The organism is Micromonospora sediminimaris (genome assembly GCF_016863575.1).
Taxonomy (GTDB): domain Bacteria; phylum Actinomycetota; class Actinomycetes; order Mycobacteriales; family Micromonosporaceae; genus Micromonospora; species Micromonospora sediminimaris.
The window spans coordinates 73,869-90,547 of record NZ_BOPD01000012.1 but is presented as its reverse complement, the minus strand read 5'-3'; the positions used below and the strand labels follow the sequence as shown (position 1 = coordinate 90,547).

15 protein-coding genes are annotated in these 16,679 nt (G+C 71.1%); 7 read left to right on the top strand and 8 right to left on the bottom strand.

The features are described from left to right. Positions 1–28: 28 nt before the first annotated feature. The 4 genes from Vse01_RS10790 to mca form a co-directional block, all read right to left on the bottom strand. Positions 29–2,068 (bottom strand): thioredoxin domain-containing protein, encoded by a 2,040-nt coding sequence (locus Vse01_RS10790; protein ID WP_093406442.1) that lies wholly within the window; start codon positions 2,066–2,068, stop codon positions 29–31. A gap of 114 nt (positions 2,069–2,182) precedes the next feature. Then, positions 2,183–4,657: a putative bifunctional diguanylate cyclase/phosphodiesterase gene (locus Vse01_RS10785; protein WP_093406680.1), complete on the bottom strand. Its 2,475-nt coding sequence runs from the start codon at positions 4,655–4,657 to the stop codon at positions 2,183–2,185. A 234-nt stretch (positions 4,658–4,891) separates the two neighbouring features. Then, the gene (locus tag Vse01_RS10780) at positions 4,892–5,188 is read right to left on the bottom strand and encodes a hypothetical protein (protein WP_093406439.1); all 297 of its coding nucleotides are present in this window, start codon (positions 5,186–5,188) and stop codon (positions 4,892–4,894) included. Positions 5,189–5,236: 48 nt separating this feature from the next. Beyond that, positions 5,237–6,118, bottom strand: coding sequence for a mycothiol conjugate amidase Mca (gene mca / locus Vse01_RS10775; protein ID WP_093406437.1), 882 nt, complete (start codon positions 6,116–6,118; stop codon positions 5,237–5,239). 220 nt (positions 6,119–6,338) lie between these two features. Here mca and Vse01_RS10770 point away from each other — a divergent pair, with 220 nt between their 5' ends. Together Vse01_RS10770 and greA are read left to right on the top strand one after the other, a co-directional pair. Then, the gene (locus Vse01_RS10770) at positions 6,339–6,773 is read left to right on the top strand and encodes a DUF4307 domain-containing protein (protein WP_093406434.1); all 435 of its coding nucleotides are present in this window, start codon (positions 6,339–6,341) and stop codon (positions 6,771–6,773) included. Positions 6,774–6,884: 111 nt separating this feature from the next. Beyond that, positions 6,885–7,382, top strand: coding sequence for a transcription elongation factor GreA (greA, locus tag Vse01_RS10765; protein WP_093406432.1), 498 nt, complete (start codon positions 6,885–6,887; stop codon positions 7,380–7,382). Between the two features lie 130 nt (positions 7,383–7,512). Here greA and ilvA read toward each other — a convergent pair whose 3' ends face one another. From ilvA to Vse01_RS10745, 4 genes are read right to left on the bottom strand one after another with little or no spacing between them, the layout of a single operon-like run. Beyond that, positions 7,513–8,733: a threonine ammonia-lyase gene (ilvA, locus tag Vse01_RS10760; RefSeq protein ID WP_093406429.1), complete on the bottom strand. Its 1,221-nt coding sequence runs from the start codon at positions 8,731–8,733 to the stop codon at positions 7,513–7,515. Between the two features lie 2 nt (positions 8,734–8,735). Beyond that, positions 8,736–9,656 (bottom strand): DUF4328 domain-containing protein, encoded by a 921-nt coding sequence (locus Vse01_RS10755; RefSeq protein ID WP_093406427.1) that lies wholly within the window; start codon positions 9,654–9,656, stop codon positions 8,736–8,738. 44 nt (positions 9,657–9,700) lie between these two features. After that, on the bottom strand, positions 9,701–11,110 hold the full coding sequence (locus Vse01_RS10750; RefSeq protein WP_093406424.1) for an amidase: 1,410 nt from the start codon (positions 11,108–11,110) through the stop codon (positions 9,701–9,703). 16 nt (positions 11,111–11,126) lie between these two features. Beyond that, on the bottom strand, positions 11,127–12,269 hold the full coding sequence (locus Vse01_RS10745) for a cystathionine gamma-synthase (RefSeq protein ID WP_093406422.1): 1,143 nt from the start codon (positions 12,267–12,269) through the stop codon (positions 11,127–11,129). A gap of 95 nt (positions 12,270–12,364) precedes the next feature. Here Vse01_RS10745 and Vse01_RS10740 point away from each other — a divergent pair, with 95 nt between their 5' ends. From Vse01_RS10740 to Vse01_RS10720, 5 genes are all read left to right on the top strand, one after another. Next, complete coding sequence (locus tag Vse01_RS10740) at positions 12,365–12,694, top strand: hypothetical protein (protein ID WP_093406419.1); 330 nt, start codon at positions 12,365–12,367, stop codon at positions 12,692–12,694. Then, on the top strand, positions 12,694–13,386 hold the full coding sequence (locus Vse01_RS10735) for a nucleotidyl transferase AbiEii/AbiGii toxin family protein (RefSeq protein ID WP_093406417.1): 693 nt from the start codon (positions 12,694–12,696) through the stop codon (positions 13,384–13,386). The genes Vse01_RS10740 and Vse01_RS10735 overlap by 1 nt, the downstream gene beginning before the upstream one ends. 53 nt (positions 13,387–13,439) lie before the next feature. Continuing rightward, complete coding sequence (locus Vse01_RS10730; RefSeq protein ID WP_093406414.1) at positions 13,440–13,856, top strand: HIT family protein; 417 nt, start codon at positions 13,440–13,442, stop codon at positions 13,854–13,856. 74 nt (positions 13,857–13,930) lie between these two features. Further along, on the top strand, positions 13,931–14,593 hold the full coding sequence (gene msrA, locus Vse01_RS10725; RefSeq protein ID WP_093406412.1) for a peptide-methionine (S)-S-oxide reductase MsrA: 663 nt from the start codon (positions 13,931–13,933) through the stop codon (positions 14,591–14,593). 300 nt (positions 14,594–14,893) lie between these two features. Then, on the top strand, positions 14,894–16,678 hold the full coding sequence (locus Vse01_RS10720) for an N-acetylglutaminylglutamine amidotransferase (RefSeq protein WP_093406409.1): 1,785 nt from the start codon (positions 14,894–14,896) through the stop codon (positions 16,676–16,678). Position 16,679: the final 1 nt, after the last annotated feature.

Below are 16,679 nucleotides of genomic sequence, written 5' to 3'. Positions count from 1 at the left end.
GGTCGCGGCACCGAGCGGCGGATCCGGCTCAACGCAGCTGCCCCACCAGCTCCTCGACCCCGGTCACCGGCCGCTGGCAGACGAAACCCCGACAGATGTACGCGGCGGCCCGCCCGTCGACCAGCGGACGGCCGGCCAGCAGCGGAACCCCCGGCTGGTCCGGGGCGCCCGCCACGATCACCGCACCGGGTGGAGCGTGCCGGTACGCCGCGGCCACCAGCGGGTCACCCGCCACGTCCCCGGTCGCCACCGCGATCTCGTACGGCCCGGAGAGGAGCGCCTCGCCGACGGTCGCCGCGTACCCGGTGAAGCGGGCGTGCCGCCCCACGATCGGCGCGACGGTGGACAGGGCCGCCTCGGCGGCCTCGCGATAGCGGCTCTCCCCGGTCAGCGCCGCGTACGCGACCAGGCCGGCGACGATCGCGGATCGGCCGGAGGGGGTGGCGTTGTCCGTCGGATCGGCCGGCCGGGCGACCAACTGTTCCGCGTCGTCGGCGGTGTCGTGGAACGCCCCGCCGGGCGCGGCGAAGTGGGCCAGCGCGGCGTCGACCAGCTCACCGGCCAGTTCCAGCCACCGTCCCTCGCCGGTGACCTGGTGCATGGCGCAGAACGCCTCGGCCACGCAGCCGTAGTCCTCAAGCACTCCGGCCGGATCGCCGACCCGGCCGTCGCGGGAGGCACGGCGCAGCCGCCCGTCGACGACGTGCACCCGGGCGAGGTACTCGGCGGCGTCCCGCATCGCCCCGTCGGCGACGATGGTGACCCCCTCCAGCAGGTTCGCCTCACCCTCGGTGCCGATCCGGCCGGTGGTCTCGACCAGCCGGACGAACTCGGCCAGCGCGGTGATCGCCAGCCCGTTCCAGGCGGCCACCACCTTGTCGTCACGCGCGGGCTGGGGACGGGCGTCCCGGGCGGCCAGCAGTCGTCGGACCACCACCTGCCAGCGCTCCCGCACCGCCGGATCCGCGTCGTCGACGTCCCGAGCCAGCCGGAGCACGCTCGTGCCCTTCTCGAAGCTGCCGGCGTCGGTCACCGCGAGCAGGTCGGCGGCCCAGCGGCCGTCCTCCTCGCCCAGCACCTCGACCAGCTGGGCCGGCGTCCAGACGTAGGTCAGGCCCTCGACGCCCTCGGTGTCCGCGTCCAGTGCGGAAGCGAAGCCCTGCCCGGGCCGGTGCAGTTCGTCGGCGAGGAACCGGGCGGTGTCCCGGGCCACCCGCAGCGCCAACGCGTCACCGGTGAGCCGCCACAGCTGGGTGTAGACCCGCAGCAGCAGGGCGTTGTCGTACAGCATCTTCTCGAAGTGCGGCACGGTCCAGTGACCGTCCACCGAGTACCGGGCGAAGCCGCCGGCCAACTGGTCGTGGATGCCGCCGCGGGCCATCGCCTCGCAGGTGTGCCGGACGATCTCCAGGCTGCGCGCCGAGCCGGTGCGCTGGTGGTGCCGCAGCAGGAAGAGCAGGTTCATGTGCGGCGGGAACTTCGGTGCGCCGCCGAAGCCACCGTTCACCTCGTCGTACTCGCTGGCAAGTTGGTCTGCGGCGGCATCGAGCAGCTCGGCGGTGAGCGGGGCGGTGGGGCCGCCGACGGCCTGGGCCCCGCCGATCGCCTCCACCACCGCGGCGCCCTGGCGTAGCACGGCGTCGCGCTGCTCCCGCCAGGCGGTCCCGACCGACTCCAGCAGCCGGACGAAGTTCGGCCGGGGGAAGTACGTGCCGCAGAAGAACGGGGTGCCGTCCGGGGTGGCGAAGACCGTCATCGGCCAGCCGCCCTGACCGGTCATGGCCTGGGTGGCGGTCATGTAGACCGCGTCGACGTCGGGCCGCTCCTCGCGGTCCACCTTGATCGAGACGAAGCCCTCGTTCAGCAGCTTGCCGACGCCGTCGTCCTCGAACGACTCGTGCGCCATCACGTGACACCAGTGGCAGGCCGAGTATCCGACCGAGATGAGCACCGGCACGTCCCGCCGTTTCGCCTCGGCGAACGCTTCCTCGCACCAGGGCCACCAGTCGACCGGGTTGTCGGCGTGCTGGAGCAGGTACGGGCTGGTCGCCTCCGCAAGTCGATTCACCCGACGACCATATCCAGCCGGGCCCACCCCGCCTGTGTTGACCAAGAGGTTTGCGTCGGCGGGAGCGCCCTCCTCCGACGCAAACCTCTTGATCAACCGGGTGGGGCCGGGGGGTCAGGAGGCGCCGTCGGCGCGGAGGGGGAGGACGTTGTTGGGGGCGGTGTCGCGTAGGGAACCGAGGACGGCGGCGATCTTGTCGGCGGGCATCGGCTTGAAGAAGTGGTAGCCCTGGGCGGCGGTGCAACCCAGCTCGGCCAGGGCGGAACGCTGCGCGGCCGTCTCCACTCCCTCGGCCACCACCCGCAGGCCCAACTGGTGGGCCAGCCCCACGGTGCTGCGTACGATGGCCGCCGCCTGCGGCGAATCCGCCATCTGGAGCACGAAGGAGCGGTCCACCTTCAGCTCGTCCACGGCGACCCGGGTGAGGAACGCCAGCGACGAGAAGCCGGTACCGAAGTCGTCCACGGCCAGCTGCACGCCCATCGACCGCAACGAGGTGAGCACCTGGTCGATGACCTCCAGCTCGCTCATCACCACCGTCTCGGTGATCTCCAGGACCAGCCGGTCGGCGGGCACCTGGTGCCGGCGCAGCGCGTCGGCGATCTCCGCCGGCAGTCTCGGATTCAGCAGGCTACGCGCGGACAGGTTGACCGAGATGGGTACGTCCAGGCCCTCCCGGGCCCAGTCGGCGGCCACGGCGAGCGCCTTGTCGAGCACGTAGCGGGTGAAGGCGCCGAGCTGCTCGCTGTTCTCCACCGGCCGGATGAAGTCGGACGGCCCCAACCAGCCGCGCCTCGGGTGCCGCCACCGGATCAACGCCTCCACACCGGTCGGCGCCCCGGTCACCAGGTCCACGGCCGGCTGCAACACGAGCACCAACTGGTCGTCGGCCTGCAACGCCTCCCGCAACTCTGCGAGCAGGGCCAGCTGGTCGGTGCTGGCCGCGTCACGTGAGGTGTCGTACGCGGCCACGCTGACGCCACCCGACTTGGCCTGGTACATCGCGATGTCGGCGCGGCGCAGCAGCTCGGTCAGGTCGGCGGTGCCGGCCGGGGCCACCACCACCCCGACGGAGACCTCGACGGACATCCGCACCCCGGCCACCTCGGTGGGCGCGGCCAGCCGCTCGGCGATGTCCCGGGCCTGACGCAGCGCGTACGCCATGGGTGCGGCGCGGTCACCGACCACCGGGACCGAACTCAGCAGCAGGGCGAACTCGTCACCACCGAGCCTCGCCAGCAGGTCGCCCGAGCGGGCCAGGGCACCCAGCCGGTTCGCGGTCAACCGCAGCAGCTGATCACCGGCGGCGTGCCCGAGCGTGTCGTTGACCTCCTTGAACTGGTCGATGTCCAGCAGCAGCAGGGCGACCGGATGGTCATGGGCCAACTGCCGCAACGCCTGGTCGCCCTTGCCGAGCATGGCCGCCCGGTTGGCCAGGCCGGTCAGCGGGTCGTGCACCGCCTCGTACGACGAGCGGGCAGTGACCAGGCGCAGTTCCCGGTGGGCGGCGGCATCGTGCAGCGCCGCGGCGAGGGCGTCGGCGAAGGCCGCGTGAGCGTCGCGTTCCCGGCCGGTGGCCGGCGCCGTACGGGGGAATCGCACCCGCAAGCGGCCCACGCGGGTCTCGCCGACCGACAGGTCGCGGACCAGTTCCCCCGGTCCGGGTTCGTCGTCGTCGGGCGGGGCGATCTCCCGGTCGAGCACCTGACCGCCCGGGTCACCGCGGTAGCGACGCCACCGTCCGTCGCCCCGGACCACCTCCACGTCGACCAGTTCCGCCTCGAACAGCGCCAGTGCCCCGGTGACACCCGCCGTCGCCACGCCCCGCTCGTCGAGTTGGTTGAGCGCCTTCGTGGCCTCGGCGAATGACCGCCAGGTGCGTCTATCGCGGTCCTGGAGCAGCCGTTGCCGGTAGGTCTGCTGTAGCAGCCACAGCGGAGCGGGAAGCAACAGCAGCCAGCGCGGGTCGGTCTCGATCAGCACCACCACCAGCAGGCCGACCACCACGTTGCCGACGAACATCAGCAGCTTGCCGCGTAGCGCGGCGAGCAACGGACGCCCGATGGGCATGCCGTGCCGCAGCGCCAGCATCACCCCGCCCAGCCAGGCGCTGGCCAGGAGGTAGGCGACGGCACCGGCGGCCACCGCAAGGGTGAGTGCGGGGGTCGGAACGGCAAGCGTCGGCTGCCCCAGGGCGGTGGTGACCGCCACCGCCAGCGCGGTGGCGGCGGTGTGCGCGCCCGCGACGCGGATCACGTCCCAGGTGGTGCGGCCGTCATCCACCACCGAGAGCGCCGTCCAGGCGAGTGTGACGCCGAGCAGCGCGGCCGCCGGCAGCCAACCGGGGGGTACGAGGTAGAGGCAGACGATCAAGGCGGCTTCGGCCCAGGTGACACTGACCACGCCGGCCGCAGCGCGGAACCGGAGCCGGGCCAACTGGGACAGGGCGAATAGGGCGACCGCGAAGCCGAAGCGGGCGGGCCCGCCAAGCGGGTCGTCGGCCGGCAGCCCCGCCGGCAGGCTCAGCCCCACCACTGCGGCAACCAGCGCGGTGGCCACGACGGCGGCGGTGAGCAGGTGCAGCCCCATCGGCGTACCACGGCCCGTGGGCCGGTCGAGCGGTTGACCGGCCCGGCCGGAGGTCACCGACCCCCTCCCGCCGACCTGAAAGAGACCACGCGGCGGGCGGACATGACTGCGGTGGTCATCGGCGCCCCCTCCCGCGCAGCTTGAGGACTTTCGGTCCCCCCGGCGGAAGGCTAAGCCAAACCCGATGGTCGCAACAGGGGTCGACCATCCGGTTCGACGTGAATCATGCTCCGATCAGCCGTCGCGGCGCTGCTGGTGCCCGTTGGGAGCATCCGTGGATGAATCCTCCGTCACGATCCCACCTGTCGGATCACCGACCGAACGCTCCATCGACTCCGTGCCTGGTGCCGCCGGCCCCTCACCGGGGAACCGGTCCGGAAGCCGGCGCAGCCGGGCGTTCATGTTGCGGATCAGCAGCACGGTGGCGGCACCGAGGACGAGGATGAGGAACAGGCCCATCGGCCCGGCCAGCCCACCCGTGCGGGTGTCACCGAAGTTGTTCTGGGCGAGCACCTGAGCAGCGGTCAGCATGGGATTCCTCCGGTTCGCGGTGTGCGACCAGGGTAGCCCGGTGCCCGCTCAGCGGGCATGGCCCGTGCCCCGCACCCCGGCGAACAGGTCGGACTCCGGCATGGGACTGTCGACCGACGACCGGACCAACTCGAAATCCTCCGTCGGCCAGGCACGCTGTTGCAGCTCCATCGGCACCTGGAACCAGAAGCCGTCCGGATCCACCTGGGTGGCGTGCGCCCGCAGCGCGTCGTCGCGGACCGGGAAGTAGTCGGCGCACGGAACCCGGGTGGTGATCCGGGGCCCCTTGTCCGGCCGGTCCTCCCAGCGGGTCAGCCACTCCGCGTACGGCGACTCGGCACCTGTCGCGAGGACGGCCTCGTGCAGCGCCAGGATCTTGCCCTTGGAGAAGCCGATGTCGTAGTAGAGCTTGAGCGGCTGCCACGGCTCGCCCAGTTCCGGGTAGCGCTCGGCGTCGCCGGCCGCGTCGAAGGCCGCCACACTGATCTTGTGGCACATGATGTGGTCCGGGTGCGGGTAGCCACCCTCCTCGTCGTACGTGGTGACCACGTGCGGACGGAACTCGCGCATCAGTCGCACCAGCGGACCGGCAGCCACGTCCACGTCCTGAAGGGCGAAGCAGCCCTCGGGCAGCGGCGGCAGCGGGTCGCCCTCGGGCAGGCCGGAGTCGACGAAACCCAACCACGCCTGCTCGATACCGAGAATGGCCCGCGCCGCGTCCATCTCGGCGCGACGGATCTCGCCGATGTTCGCCCAGACGTCGGGCCGGTCGAGCTTGGGGTTGAGCACGCTGCCCCGCTCGCCGCCCGTACACGTCACGACCAGTACGTCCACCCCCTCGGCGACGTACTTCGCCATCGTCGCGGCGCCCTTGCTCGACTCGTCGTCGGGGTGCGCGTGAACGGCCATGAGTCGAAGTTGCTCTGCCAAGGTCGGCGCTCCTCGTCTCTGCCCACCGGCGACCCACCCCGGGCCCCCGTTGACCTGCCGAATTCCTCCCCGTAGCGGCACCGGACCGCGCCGGCCTGTCATATTTGACCCCAGCCGTACGCGACGCTGAGCCAGATCTGGCGACCGAGTCGAACAGGAATGGCGGACTCTGCCATTCTTGCCGATACCGCTGACAACAACGCCAGGGAGATACCCGACGGTGACCGAGACGCACGCCACACTTGGACCGAACGCGCCGGTCTTCCCGCCCGGCCGGTACGGCCACCGTCGCGCGCCCAGGCGCCGCCGGCCGGTGCTGGCCGCGCTGCTGGCCGTCGTCGTGGTCGCGACGCTCACCGTCGTCTCGGTCCGGCTCTACCGGCAGTACGGCGATCCGGCGTACGACGCCCAGGTAATCAGCTACGGCGACATCACCGACAACCAGGTGGTGGTCGACTTCCGGGTCAACCTGCCGGACGGCGGCGCGGCGGTGTGCGTGCTGCGCGCCCGGGACCACGCCGGCGCCGAGGTGGCCCGCGAGGAGGTGCCGGTGACCGCCGCCGCCGGGCAGCGTCACGTCACCGTCCGGCACCGCCTCGTCACCACCGCACGGCCGTTCATCGGTGAGGTCGTTCGGTGCCGGCCACCCGCCTGAGGCTCGGCGAGGTCGTCCGGGCGGCGTGATCGCCGACACTCCTTGTCGTAGGGCACTGGTAACTTGGAGGTTCACCTGTCAGCCAGCACGCACAACCGAGGAGGACCGCCTGTGTCCAATGGCAACGAGGCGCCCGCCACCTGGCTGTCCCAGGACGCGTACGACCGCCTGAAGGGCGAGCTCGACGAGTTGATCGCCAACCGGCCGATCATCGCCGCCGAGATCAACGCCCGGCGTGAGGAAGGCGACCTGCGCGAGAACGGCGGCTACCACGCCGCCCGCGAGGAGCAGGGCAAGGCCGAGGGGCGCATCCTCTATCTGAAGGAGTTGCTCCGCACGGCCCAGGTCGGCGAGGCGCCGACCGTCGACGCCGTGGCACCCGGGATGGTCGTGACGATCTACTTCGATGACGACGCCGACGACACAGAGACGTTCCTGCTCGGCTCGCGTGAGATCGCCTCGACCACGGACCTGACGGTCTACAGCCCCGAGTCGGCCCTCGGCCAAGCGATCCTGGGCGGCAAGGCAGGCCAGGCCTGCACCTACACCGCACCGAGCGGCGCCGACATCAAGGTGACAGTGGTCAGTTTCGAGCCGTTCTCCGGCTGACCGTCGTCGGCCGGCCGGGCCGGCGATCCGATCGACAGCCGTGCCACCACCCCGAGCCGGCGAGCCGATCGAGTTTCATTCCGCCACCCAGGCCAGTAGTCAGTTCGTCCAGAGGCGTGACGCCACCGCGTCACGCCTCTGGTGCGATCGTCACCTGATAGCCGCTGGCCCGCAGGGCGCTGATCAGCATGTCGGAGTGTTCGACACCACGGGTTTCCACAGACAGTGCCACCTCCACCTCACCGAGGCGCAGGTGCGGGTGGGCCCGCTGGTGCACCACGTCCACCACGTTCGCCCGGTGCTCGGCGATCTCACTCAACAACGAGGCCAGCTGTCCGGGCCGGTCCGAGCAGCGCACCGTGACCCGCAGGTAGCGCCCCGCCGCTGCCAGTCCGTGCTCGATCACCCGCAGCATCAGCAGCGGGTCGATGTTGCCACCGGAGAGCACCACCACCGCTGGCGTGGTCACCTCGACAGCGCCGGCCAGCAGGGCGGCCACGCCGACCGCCCCGGCCGGCTCCACCACCTGCTTGCCGCGTTCGAGCAGCATGAGCAGCGCCCGGGAGATGTCCTCCTCGGAGACGGTGACCATGTCGTCGACCAGCTTGCGGACGTGGCTGAAGGTGACGTCGCCCGGCCGACCGACAGCGATGCCGTCCGCGATGGTGGTGAAGGCCGGCAGCCGGACCGGCTCGCCCGCCACCAGTGACGGCGGGAAGGCCGCCGCGCCGGCCGCCTGCACCCCGATCACCCGAACGTCCGGCCGGAGCGCCTTGGCTGCCACCGCCAGCCCGGAGATCAGTCCTCCCCCGCCGACGCCGGTGACGATCGTGGCGACCTCCGGGCACTGCTCCAGGATCTCCAGCGCCACCGTGCCCTGCCCGGCGATCACGTCCCGGTGGTCGAATGGATGGATCAGCACCGCGCCGGTGCGCTCCGCGAACGTCTGTGCCGCGACCAGCGACTCGTCGACCGTGGCACCGACCAGCTCGACCTGGGCGCCGTACCCCTTCGTGGCCGCCACCTTCGGCAGTGGCGCGTTCACCGGCATGAAGACTGTGGCGTGGGTGCCGACCAGGCCGGCGGCGAGCGCCACGCCCTGCGCGTGGTTGCCGGCGCTGGCCGCGACCACGCCCCGGGCCCGCTCCGGCGCCGACAACCGCGAGATCCGCACGTACGCCCCGCGCACCTTGTACGACCCCGCTCGCTGAAGGTTCTCGCACTTGAGCCAGACCGGCCCACCGAGCGCGGCGCTGAGCGGACGGGACGGCTCCATCGGGGTGGTCCGGATGACCCCGTCGAGCAGTTCCCGTGCCGCGCGCACCTCGTCCAGGCTGACCAGTTCCGTCATGCCTAGATCGTGCCACCCGGCCCGTCCGGCACCGCCGACGCCCGGCCCAGCCCAACCGACGGCGCGCTGCCCGGCGCAGCCGCCGCAGCTTGGTCCGGCGCGGCCGGCACCGCCGGGTCCGCCGTTGCCGCGATCGTCATGCCGGGCAGGATCGGACCGGTGGGCATCGACCGGGCGATCCGGGCGGTCTGCGCCGCCGAGATGCTCTGGATCAGCACGATCAACGAGCCGCCCGCCACCGCACAGAACACCGCCGGCACCAGGTACTCACCGGTCGCCGTCAGGTAATGATCCACGTACGCCTGAAAGTCCGTCGAGGTCTGCGGGTACGGCAGCGCCTCGTACTCGGCGGCGGAGGAGCGAGCGCTGAACCGCTCCGCGAAGAGGAACACCAGCCAGGATCCCCACCAGACGTGCACCAGCACCGGGGTGCTCAACCGCCAGAGACTCTCCCGGGCGATGCTGGCCACGACCCGGTGCGGCATCACGAAGTTGACGAACGGCACCAGCCACCCGGCGATCGCCCACCCGTCGGAGTTGGTGGGCCCGGCCCCCGGGAAGGCGTCCAGGTTCGTCCGGGCCCGCCACGTCCAGATGATGACGAGCACGATCGCGACCAGGAACGCGACCTGGTAGAGCAGCGCCGCCGACAGTTCCAGAACCCCTGCGGTGAGCAGGAACGTCTCGGTGTCACGGGAGTCGGCCGCCCGCTCGGCGAGCAGCGCGTTGACCGGCTGCACCGCCACCGTCAGCAGCAGGAACGCGGCGGTCGCGGCCACGGCGGCCGAGGCGGCCCGGCCGACACCTCGCACCGGGCGTACCCGGGCGCCCGGGTACAGCGTCGGCGAACCGACCGGCGTACGGCAGGTCGGACATTCCCTGGTACGTACGTCGGTCTCGGTGTCGCAGGTATGGCAACGCATGCTCGACGGACCTCCCGTGTGATGGCACGGGGGAGCGTAGATGATCAAGCGTTGGCTGGCCAGCCCGTTCCGACGCGCGGATAACCAGGGGCGTGCCGAGGCCACGGGCTCGCCATCTCGAACTGACCGGCAACACCGAGCAGCAGCAGTTCCGACCCGGGCGGCCCGACCAGTTGCACGGCGAGCGGCAGTCCGTCCGGGCGGCGGCCCACCGGCACCACCAGTGCGGGCAGCCCGGCGATGTTCCAGGGTGCGGCGTACGGGGCGTACCGGATGCTGGCCAGCATGTTGGCCTGCCAGGAGCGGGTCGACCAACTGGTCGCCGGTGGCGGCGCGCTGGCCAGCGCCGGGGTGAGCAGCAGGTCGACCGAGTGGTCGGTGAAGAAGCCGATCGACCGTTCGCGCCAGGCCAGCCGGTCGGCCTCCCGGACGTACCCGCGCCGCCACGCCCACTCGCCGAGCGCGACGTGCCGGCGACTACGGCGTTGCAGGGCGCGCCGGTCGACCCCGGCGGCGCGCACGTCCGCCGCCGCGGCGGCGAACCAGGTGGCGATGCCCTTCAGGCCCAGCGCGGTCGGGTACACCGGGTCGGCCGGCACGGTGTCGTGCCCGGCACCGGCGAGCAGCCGACCGGCGGCGGCCACCGCGTCCCGGTTCGGCGCATCGGGCGAGACGCCCCGCACGGGCGACCGTAGCGACACGCCGACCCGCAGCCGCTCCGGCGGAACGAGCTTGCCCTGGGCCCGGCCGGCGAGCACCTGGAAGCCGACCGCCGCGTCGGCGACGGTGGTGCTGAGCATGCCGTGCTCGACCAGACCGAACCAGTCCTCCGCGCCGAGTTGGCAGGGCACCACGCCACGACCGGGTTTCAGCCCGACCAACCCGCAGCAGGCGGCGGGGATGCGGATCGAGCCGAGACCATCGTTGCCGTGGGCGATCGGTACCAGCCCGGCGGCCACCGCAGCGGCCGCGCCGCCGGAGGAACCACCGGGGGTGCGGGACAGGTCCCACGGATTGCGGGTGACCGCCGTCTCGTCGTCGGTGATGCCCCACAACCCCAGCTCGGGCATCCGGGTGACGCCGAGGATCACCGCACCGGCCCCGCGCAGCCGGCGGACCACCTCGTGATCGGCCTCCGCCACGCCGGTACGGACGGCGGCGGAGCCGTTCCAGGTGGGTACGCCGGCCACCGGGGTGTTCTCCTTGACCGCGATCGGCACCCCGGCCAGCGGCAGGTTCGCCAGGTCCTCCTGCTCGTCCACCTTCTCCGCCTCGGTGACCGCCTCCCCGCCGCGTACCGCGCGGAACGCGGCGAGGTCGACGTCGGCCTTGGCGACGTGGTCAAGGTGGTCGGCAAGCACCTGGGTGGCGGAGACGTCGCCCCGGCGTACGCCCCGGGCGATCTGTTTGGCGGTCGCCCCGACCCAGGTCGGCATGATGTCCTGCACGGCCACCCTCCCAAGCCAGCGGTCAGCCCAGCGCCTGCTCCAGATCGGCGAGCAGGTCTTCGACCGTCTCGATGCCGACAGACAGTCGCACGAGATCGGAGGGAACTTCAAGCGGCGAGCCGGCAGCACTCGCGTGTGTCATCCGACCCGGGTGCTCGATCAGGGATTCCACCCCGCCGAGGGACTCGGCGAGCACGAAGAGCCGGGCCCGGTTGCAGATCTCGACGGCGTGCTCCTCGCCCCCGGCGGCGCGGAAGGAGATCATGCCCCCGAACCGCCGCATCTGCTTGGCCGCCACCTCGTGCCCAGGGTGTGTCGGCAGGCCCGGGTAGAGCACCTGACCGACCTTGGCGTGCCCGTCGAGGTACGCGACGATCCGCTCGGCGTTGTCGCAGTGCCGGTCCATGCGTACCCCGAGGGTCTTGATGCCGCGCAGGGTCAGCCAGGCGTCGAACGGGCCGTTCACCGCGCCCATCGCGTTCTGGTGGTAGCGCAACCGCTCGCCGAGGTCGGCGTCGGCCGTCACCAGCGCGCCACCGACCACGTCGGAGTGCCCACCGACGTACTTCGTGGTCGAGTGCACGACCACGTCCGCGCCGAGCGTGATCGGCTGTTGCAGGTACGGCGAGGCGAAGGTGTTGTCGACCACCAGGAGCGCCCCGGCGTCGTGCGCCACGGCGGCGAGGGCGGCGAGGTCGGCGATGCCGAGCAGCGGGTTGGTCGGGGTCTCCACCCAGACCACCTTCGTGACACCGGGCCGGATCGCGGCCCGCACGGCGTCGGTGTCGGAGACCTTGGCCGGGGTGTACGCCAGCCCCCACCGCTCGGCGACCTTGGCGAAGAGCCGGTACGTGCCGCCGTAGGCGTCGTCGGGGATGACCACGTGGTCACCCGGTCCGCAGACGGTACGCAGCAGCGTGTCCTCGGCGGCCAGGCCGCTGGCGAAGGCCAGGCCGACCTGGCCGGCCTCCAACGCGGCAAGGCATTCCTGGAGCGCGTCCCGGGTGGGGTTGCCCGAGCGGCTGTACTCGTAGCCCAGCCGTGGCGCGCCGACGGCATCCTGGGCGTACGTGCTGGTCTGGTAGATCGGAGGGATCACCGCGCCGGTACGGGCCTCGGGGTCCTGGCCGGCGTGGATGGCGAGCGTCTCGAAGCCGTGCGTCATTCCGCAGACGTTAGTCCTCCCGTCCGCCCCACCGATTCCAACCCGGCCCGGCTCGCCTCCGATGTTTCGTCGGAACGCTGAGCGATACTTGCCGAGTGAGCCCGACCAAGAGCCTTCCTTCCCGTCTGATCGGAGCAGCCGACCGCATCCCGGCTTCGCTTGATGTGCTCGCCGGTCCCGATCACGGACGCGTCGTCCTACCACTACGGCTGGCCTGGTCCGGCCTAACCGAGTTCGACGTCGAAGACTCTCGTGAGCGGTTGACACTGTATTGCCTACTTTTGGATTGCGGGCAGCATGACGACGTCGTGCGCTACGTCAACGCGGAGTTGCTGCGGCACGACTGGTCACGGATTCGAAAACTCACAGCACGCCGAATGATCACCTTGTGGGAGAGCCGCGTGCCCGAGCTGGCCGCTGCCTGATGCAGCCCTTGCACCGGCAACTGCTCGAAGTCGGCTTCAGTGCCGGCGACGACCTTGGTCTGGTTCTGGCTGGCGGGTATGCGATGGCAGCCCACGAACTAGTTGATCGCCCATCCCAGGACATCGACTTCGCGACCGCTACCGCGCTGCCCTTGGCGACAGTGGTCGATCGCCTGGTTGGCACCTATCGAGCTGCCGGTTATCAGACGGAAATCATCGAAGTCACGCCACGGATGGCCCGGATGCTGGTGTCGGACGCGACCATGTCGTGCGAAGTCGACCTACTCAAGGAGGGACTCGGGCCGCCGGCCAGGTTGGCCATCGGTCCGGTCCTGTCATTCGAGGACGCGGTTGGCCTGAAGATGCGCGCGCTACACGACCGCGCAGCGCACCGCGACTACATCGACGTCCACGCCGCGAACGACCGCCTGAGCTGGCACGAGATCGAGAACCTCGGCGCTCGGCACACTGCTGGTTTCTCCTTGGAGGAGTTGGCCGATCGCCTCGGCTCGGTCAACGAACGCGACCCCCGCACCTTCCGGTCCTACGGCCTCAGTGAAGACGACATTGCGACCCTCTGCCGGTGGGCCCTTGCCTGGGAGGCGGATATCCGGTCCCGGCTGGCGAACGGGGAGAGCGGTCCGGTCCCGGTGGCCAGCGACGAGTGGGACGCGTACCTCGATCGGCTGTGACCGGCGGTGCGGCGCGGGCGGCGGTGGCACCTGCCCCGGCTTAATCTGACCGGATGGCGGGGTGCGTGTTCTGCGGGATCGTGGCCGGTGAGGTGCCCGCGTTCCAGGTGACCGACGAGCCGGACGGGGTGGCGTTCCTGGACACCCGGCCGGTGTTCAAGGGGCACGTGCTGGTGGTGCCGCGCACCCATCTGGTCACCCTCGCCGACCTGCCGCCGGAGTCGCTGCCCGGCTACTTCGGGCTGGTGCGGCGGATCGCCGTGGCGGTCGAGTCCGGTCTCGGCGCGGGCGGCACGTTCGTGGCGATGAACAACCGGGTGTCCCAGTCAGTGCCGCACCTGCACACCCATGTGGTGCCCAGGACCAAGGGCGACGGGCTGCGTGGCTTCTTCTGGCCGCGTACCCGTTACGCCGACGACGCCGAGGCCGCCTCCTACGCGGCCCGGGTCCGGGCGACGCTGGCGGCCTGACGGAGCGCGACGCGGGTAAGGAAGCGGGGTCCACCGGTGTTGCACGCGGGGAAGGGTACGAAAGGAGTCCCACCGTGTTCCTCCGCCGCATGAAGGCCGAGATGATCTCACCCGACCGGGCCCTGCCCGGCCGTCCCATCGCGATGCCGGTGGCCGACCGGCACGAGGTGCTCGGGACCCCGCTGAAGGGCCCGTTCCCCGAGGGCTACCAGGTCGCCGTCTTCGGTATGGGCTGTTTCTGGGGGGCCGAGCGCCTGTTCTGGACCCTGCCCGGGGTCTTCACCACCTCCGCGGGTTACGCGGGCGGTTACAGCCCCAACCCGACCTACGAGGAGGTCTGCTCCGGGATGACCGGGCACGCCGAGGTGGTCGAGGTGGTGTACGACCCCACGAAGATCAGCTACGAGGATCTGCTGAAGGTCTTCTGGGAGAACCACGACCCGACCCAGGGCATGCGCCAGGGCAACGACGTGGGCACCCAGTACCGGTCCGCGATCTACGCCAGCACCGACGAGCAGCTGGCGATCGCCGAGGCGTCGCGGGAGGCGTTCGCGCCGATCGTGGCCCGCGCCGGAAAGGGCGAGATCACCACGGAGATCACCCGCCTCGGCGACTACTACCTGGCCGAGGACTACCACCAGCAGTACCTCGCCCCGACCAAGAACCCGAACGGCTACTGCAACCACGGCCCGAACGGGCTGAGCTGCCCGGTCGGCGTGGCCCGTACCGCCGGCTGAGCAGAGCAACGCCCCAAGCGCCCCTTGACGGCCGGCCCGCCGATTTCGGCGGGCCGGCCGCGCGTGTGCGTGGGACGGCCGGCCTGTGACCGAGTCGATGCGACACGTATTGCGGCATTCGTCACACTCAACAGTGCTACCCAAACGCCACAAGTGCTACGAGGCGGGCACGAAACAGCACGCCGCTCGACCCCGAATGACAATGTCTTGATCGCGGGGCGCGGATTCTAGCAATGCTGTTACACGACCGTCATGGTCTCAACAGGCTAATCGCAACATCCTCTGGCAGCATGGGCTCACATGTGCGGACTGGCTGGGGAGTTCCGACGGGACGCGACGCGTGCCGACGTCGCAGCGGTGGAACGGATGGCCGCCACCATGTGCGATCGGGGGCCTGACGGCAGCGGGGTGTGGTCACAGGGGCCGGTCGCCCTCGGCCACCGCCGACTGAAAATCATCGACCTCTCGGCGGCCAGCGGCCAGCCGATCGTCGACTCCGCCGCCGGCCTCACCGGCGTCTTCAACGGCTGCATCTACAACTATCGCGAGTTGCGCGCCGAGTTGCAGGCCAAGGGCCACCACTTCTTCTCCAGCGGAGACAGCGAGGTCGTCGTCAAGGCGTACGCCGAGTGGGGGCTGGACTTCGTCGACCACCTGGTCGGCATGTTCGCGGTGGCGATCAGCGAGCGGGACACCGGCCGCCTGGTGCTGGCCCGGGACCGGCTCGGCATCAAGCCGCTCTACCTCGCCGAGTCCACCGGCGTGGTGCGCTTCGCCAGCACCCTGCCGGCGCTGCTGGCCGGCGGTGGGGTGGACACCAGCATCGACCCGGTCGCGCTGGGTCACTACCTCAGCTTCCACAGCATCGTGCCGCCGCCGCGCACCATCCTGCGCGGGGTGGCCAAGCTCCCGCCGGCCACCGTCCGGGTGTACGAGGCCGACGGCGGCAGCCACGAGCGGGTCTACTGGGACCCGCCGTTCCTCCGCCGCGACGAGCACGCCGGCTGGTCCGAACGGGACTGGCAGGACGCGCTGCACGAGTCGCTCACCACCGCCGTACGCCGGCGGATGGTCGCCGACGTGCCGGTCGGCGTACTGCTCTCCGGTGGCCTTGACTCCAGCCTGGTGGTGGCCCTGCTGGCCGGCGAGGGGCAGCGCGGGCTGTCCACCTTCTCGATCGGCTTCGACGCCGTCGGTGGCCGGGAAGGTGACGAGTTCCGCTACTCCGACGTGGTCGCCAAGACCTTCGACACCGACCACCACCAGATCCGGGTCGCCGCACAGGATCTGGTTCCGCCGCTGGAGGCGGCCGTCGCGGCCATGAGCGAGCCCATGGTCAGCCACGACTGCGTCGCCTTCTACCTGCTCAGTCAGGAGGTGTCCCGGCACGTCAAGGTGGTGCAGTCCGGCCAGGGGGCCGACGAGATCCTGGGCGGCTACCACTGGTACCCGCCGCTGGCTCAGGTCGGCCGGGAACAGGCCCTCGACACGTACGCCCGGGCCTTCTTCGACCGGGACGGCGCTGGCCTGGCCCGGGTGCTCAACCCCGCCTGGCTCGCCGACGGCGACCCGGCGCGGGAGTTCGTCGCCGCGCACCTGGCTCGGCCGGGCGCGCAGACCGCGGTCGACGCCGGTTTGCGCATCGACACACAGATCATGCTCACCGACGACCCGGTCAAGCGGGTCGACAACATGACCATGGCGCACGGGCTGGAGGCCCGGGTGCCTTTCCTGGATCACGAGTTCGTGGAACTGGCCGCCGCCTGCCCGCCGGAGCTGAAGCTGGCGCAGGGCGGTAAGGGTGTGCTGAAGGAGATCGGCCGTCGTGTGCTGCCACACGAGGTCATCGACCGGCCCAAGGGTTACTTCCCGGTGCCGGGCCTGACTCACCTGGAGGGCAAGCTCCTCGACCGGGTACGCGACGCGCTGTCCGCTCCGGAGGCCCGCCGCCGCGACCTGTTCCGCACCGATTACGTCAACGCCCTGCTCGACGCGCCCAACGCCGAACTGACCCCGTTGAACGGAAACAAGCTGTGGCAACTCGGACTCCTGGAAATGTGGCTCCAGAGCCACGGAATCGACTGAC

Bases quoted from the DNA above. Each gene is read 5' to 3' on its own strand.
- Vse01_RS10755 (WP_093406427.1), bottom strand. From the start codon at position 9,656: ATGCGTTGCCATACCTGCGACACCGAGACCGACGTACGTACCAGGGAA.
- Vse01_RS10745 (WP_093406422.1), bottom strand. From the start codon at position 12,269: ATGACGCACGGCTTCGAGACGCTCGCCATCCACGCCGGCCAGGACCCC.
- Vse01_RS10780 (WP_093406439.1), bottom strand. From the start codon at position 5,188: ATGCTGACCGCTGCTCAGGTGCTCGCCCAGAACAACTTCGGTGACACC.
- Vse01_RS10720 (WP_093406409.1), top strand. From the start codon at position 14,894: ATGTGCGGACTGGCTGGGGAGTTCCGACGGGACGCGACGCGTGCCGAC.
- Vse01_RS10785 (WP_093406680.1), bottom strand. From the start codon at position 4,657: ATGGGGCTGCACCTGCTCACCGCCGCCGTCGTGGCCACCGCGCTGGTT.
- ilvA (WP_093406429.1), bottom strand. From the start codon at position 8,733: ATGACGGAACTGGTCAGCCTGGACGAGGTGCGCGCGGCACGGGAACTG.
- Vse01_RS10730 (WP_093406414.1), top strand. From the start codon at position 13,440: ATGGCGGGGTGCGTGTTCTGCGGGATCGTGGCCGGTGAGGTGCCCGCG.
- Vse01_RS10735 (WP_093406417.1), top strand. From the start codon at position 12,694: ATGCAGCCCTTGCACCGGCAACTGCTCGAAGTCGGCTTCAGTGCCGGC.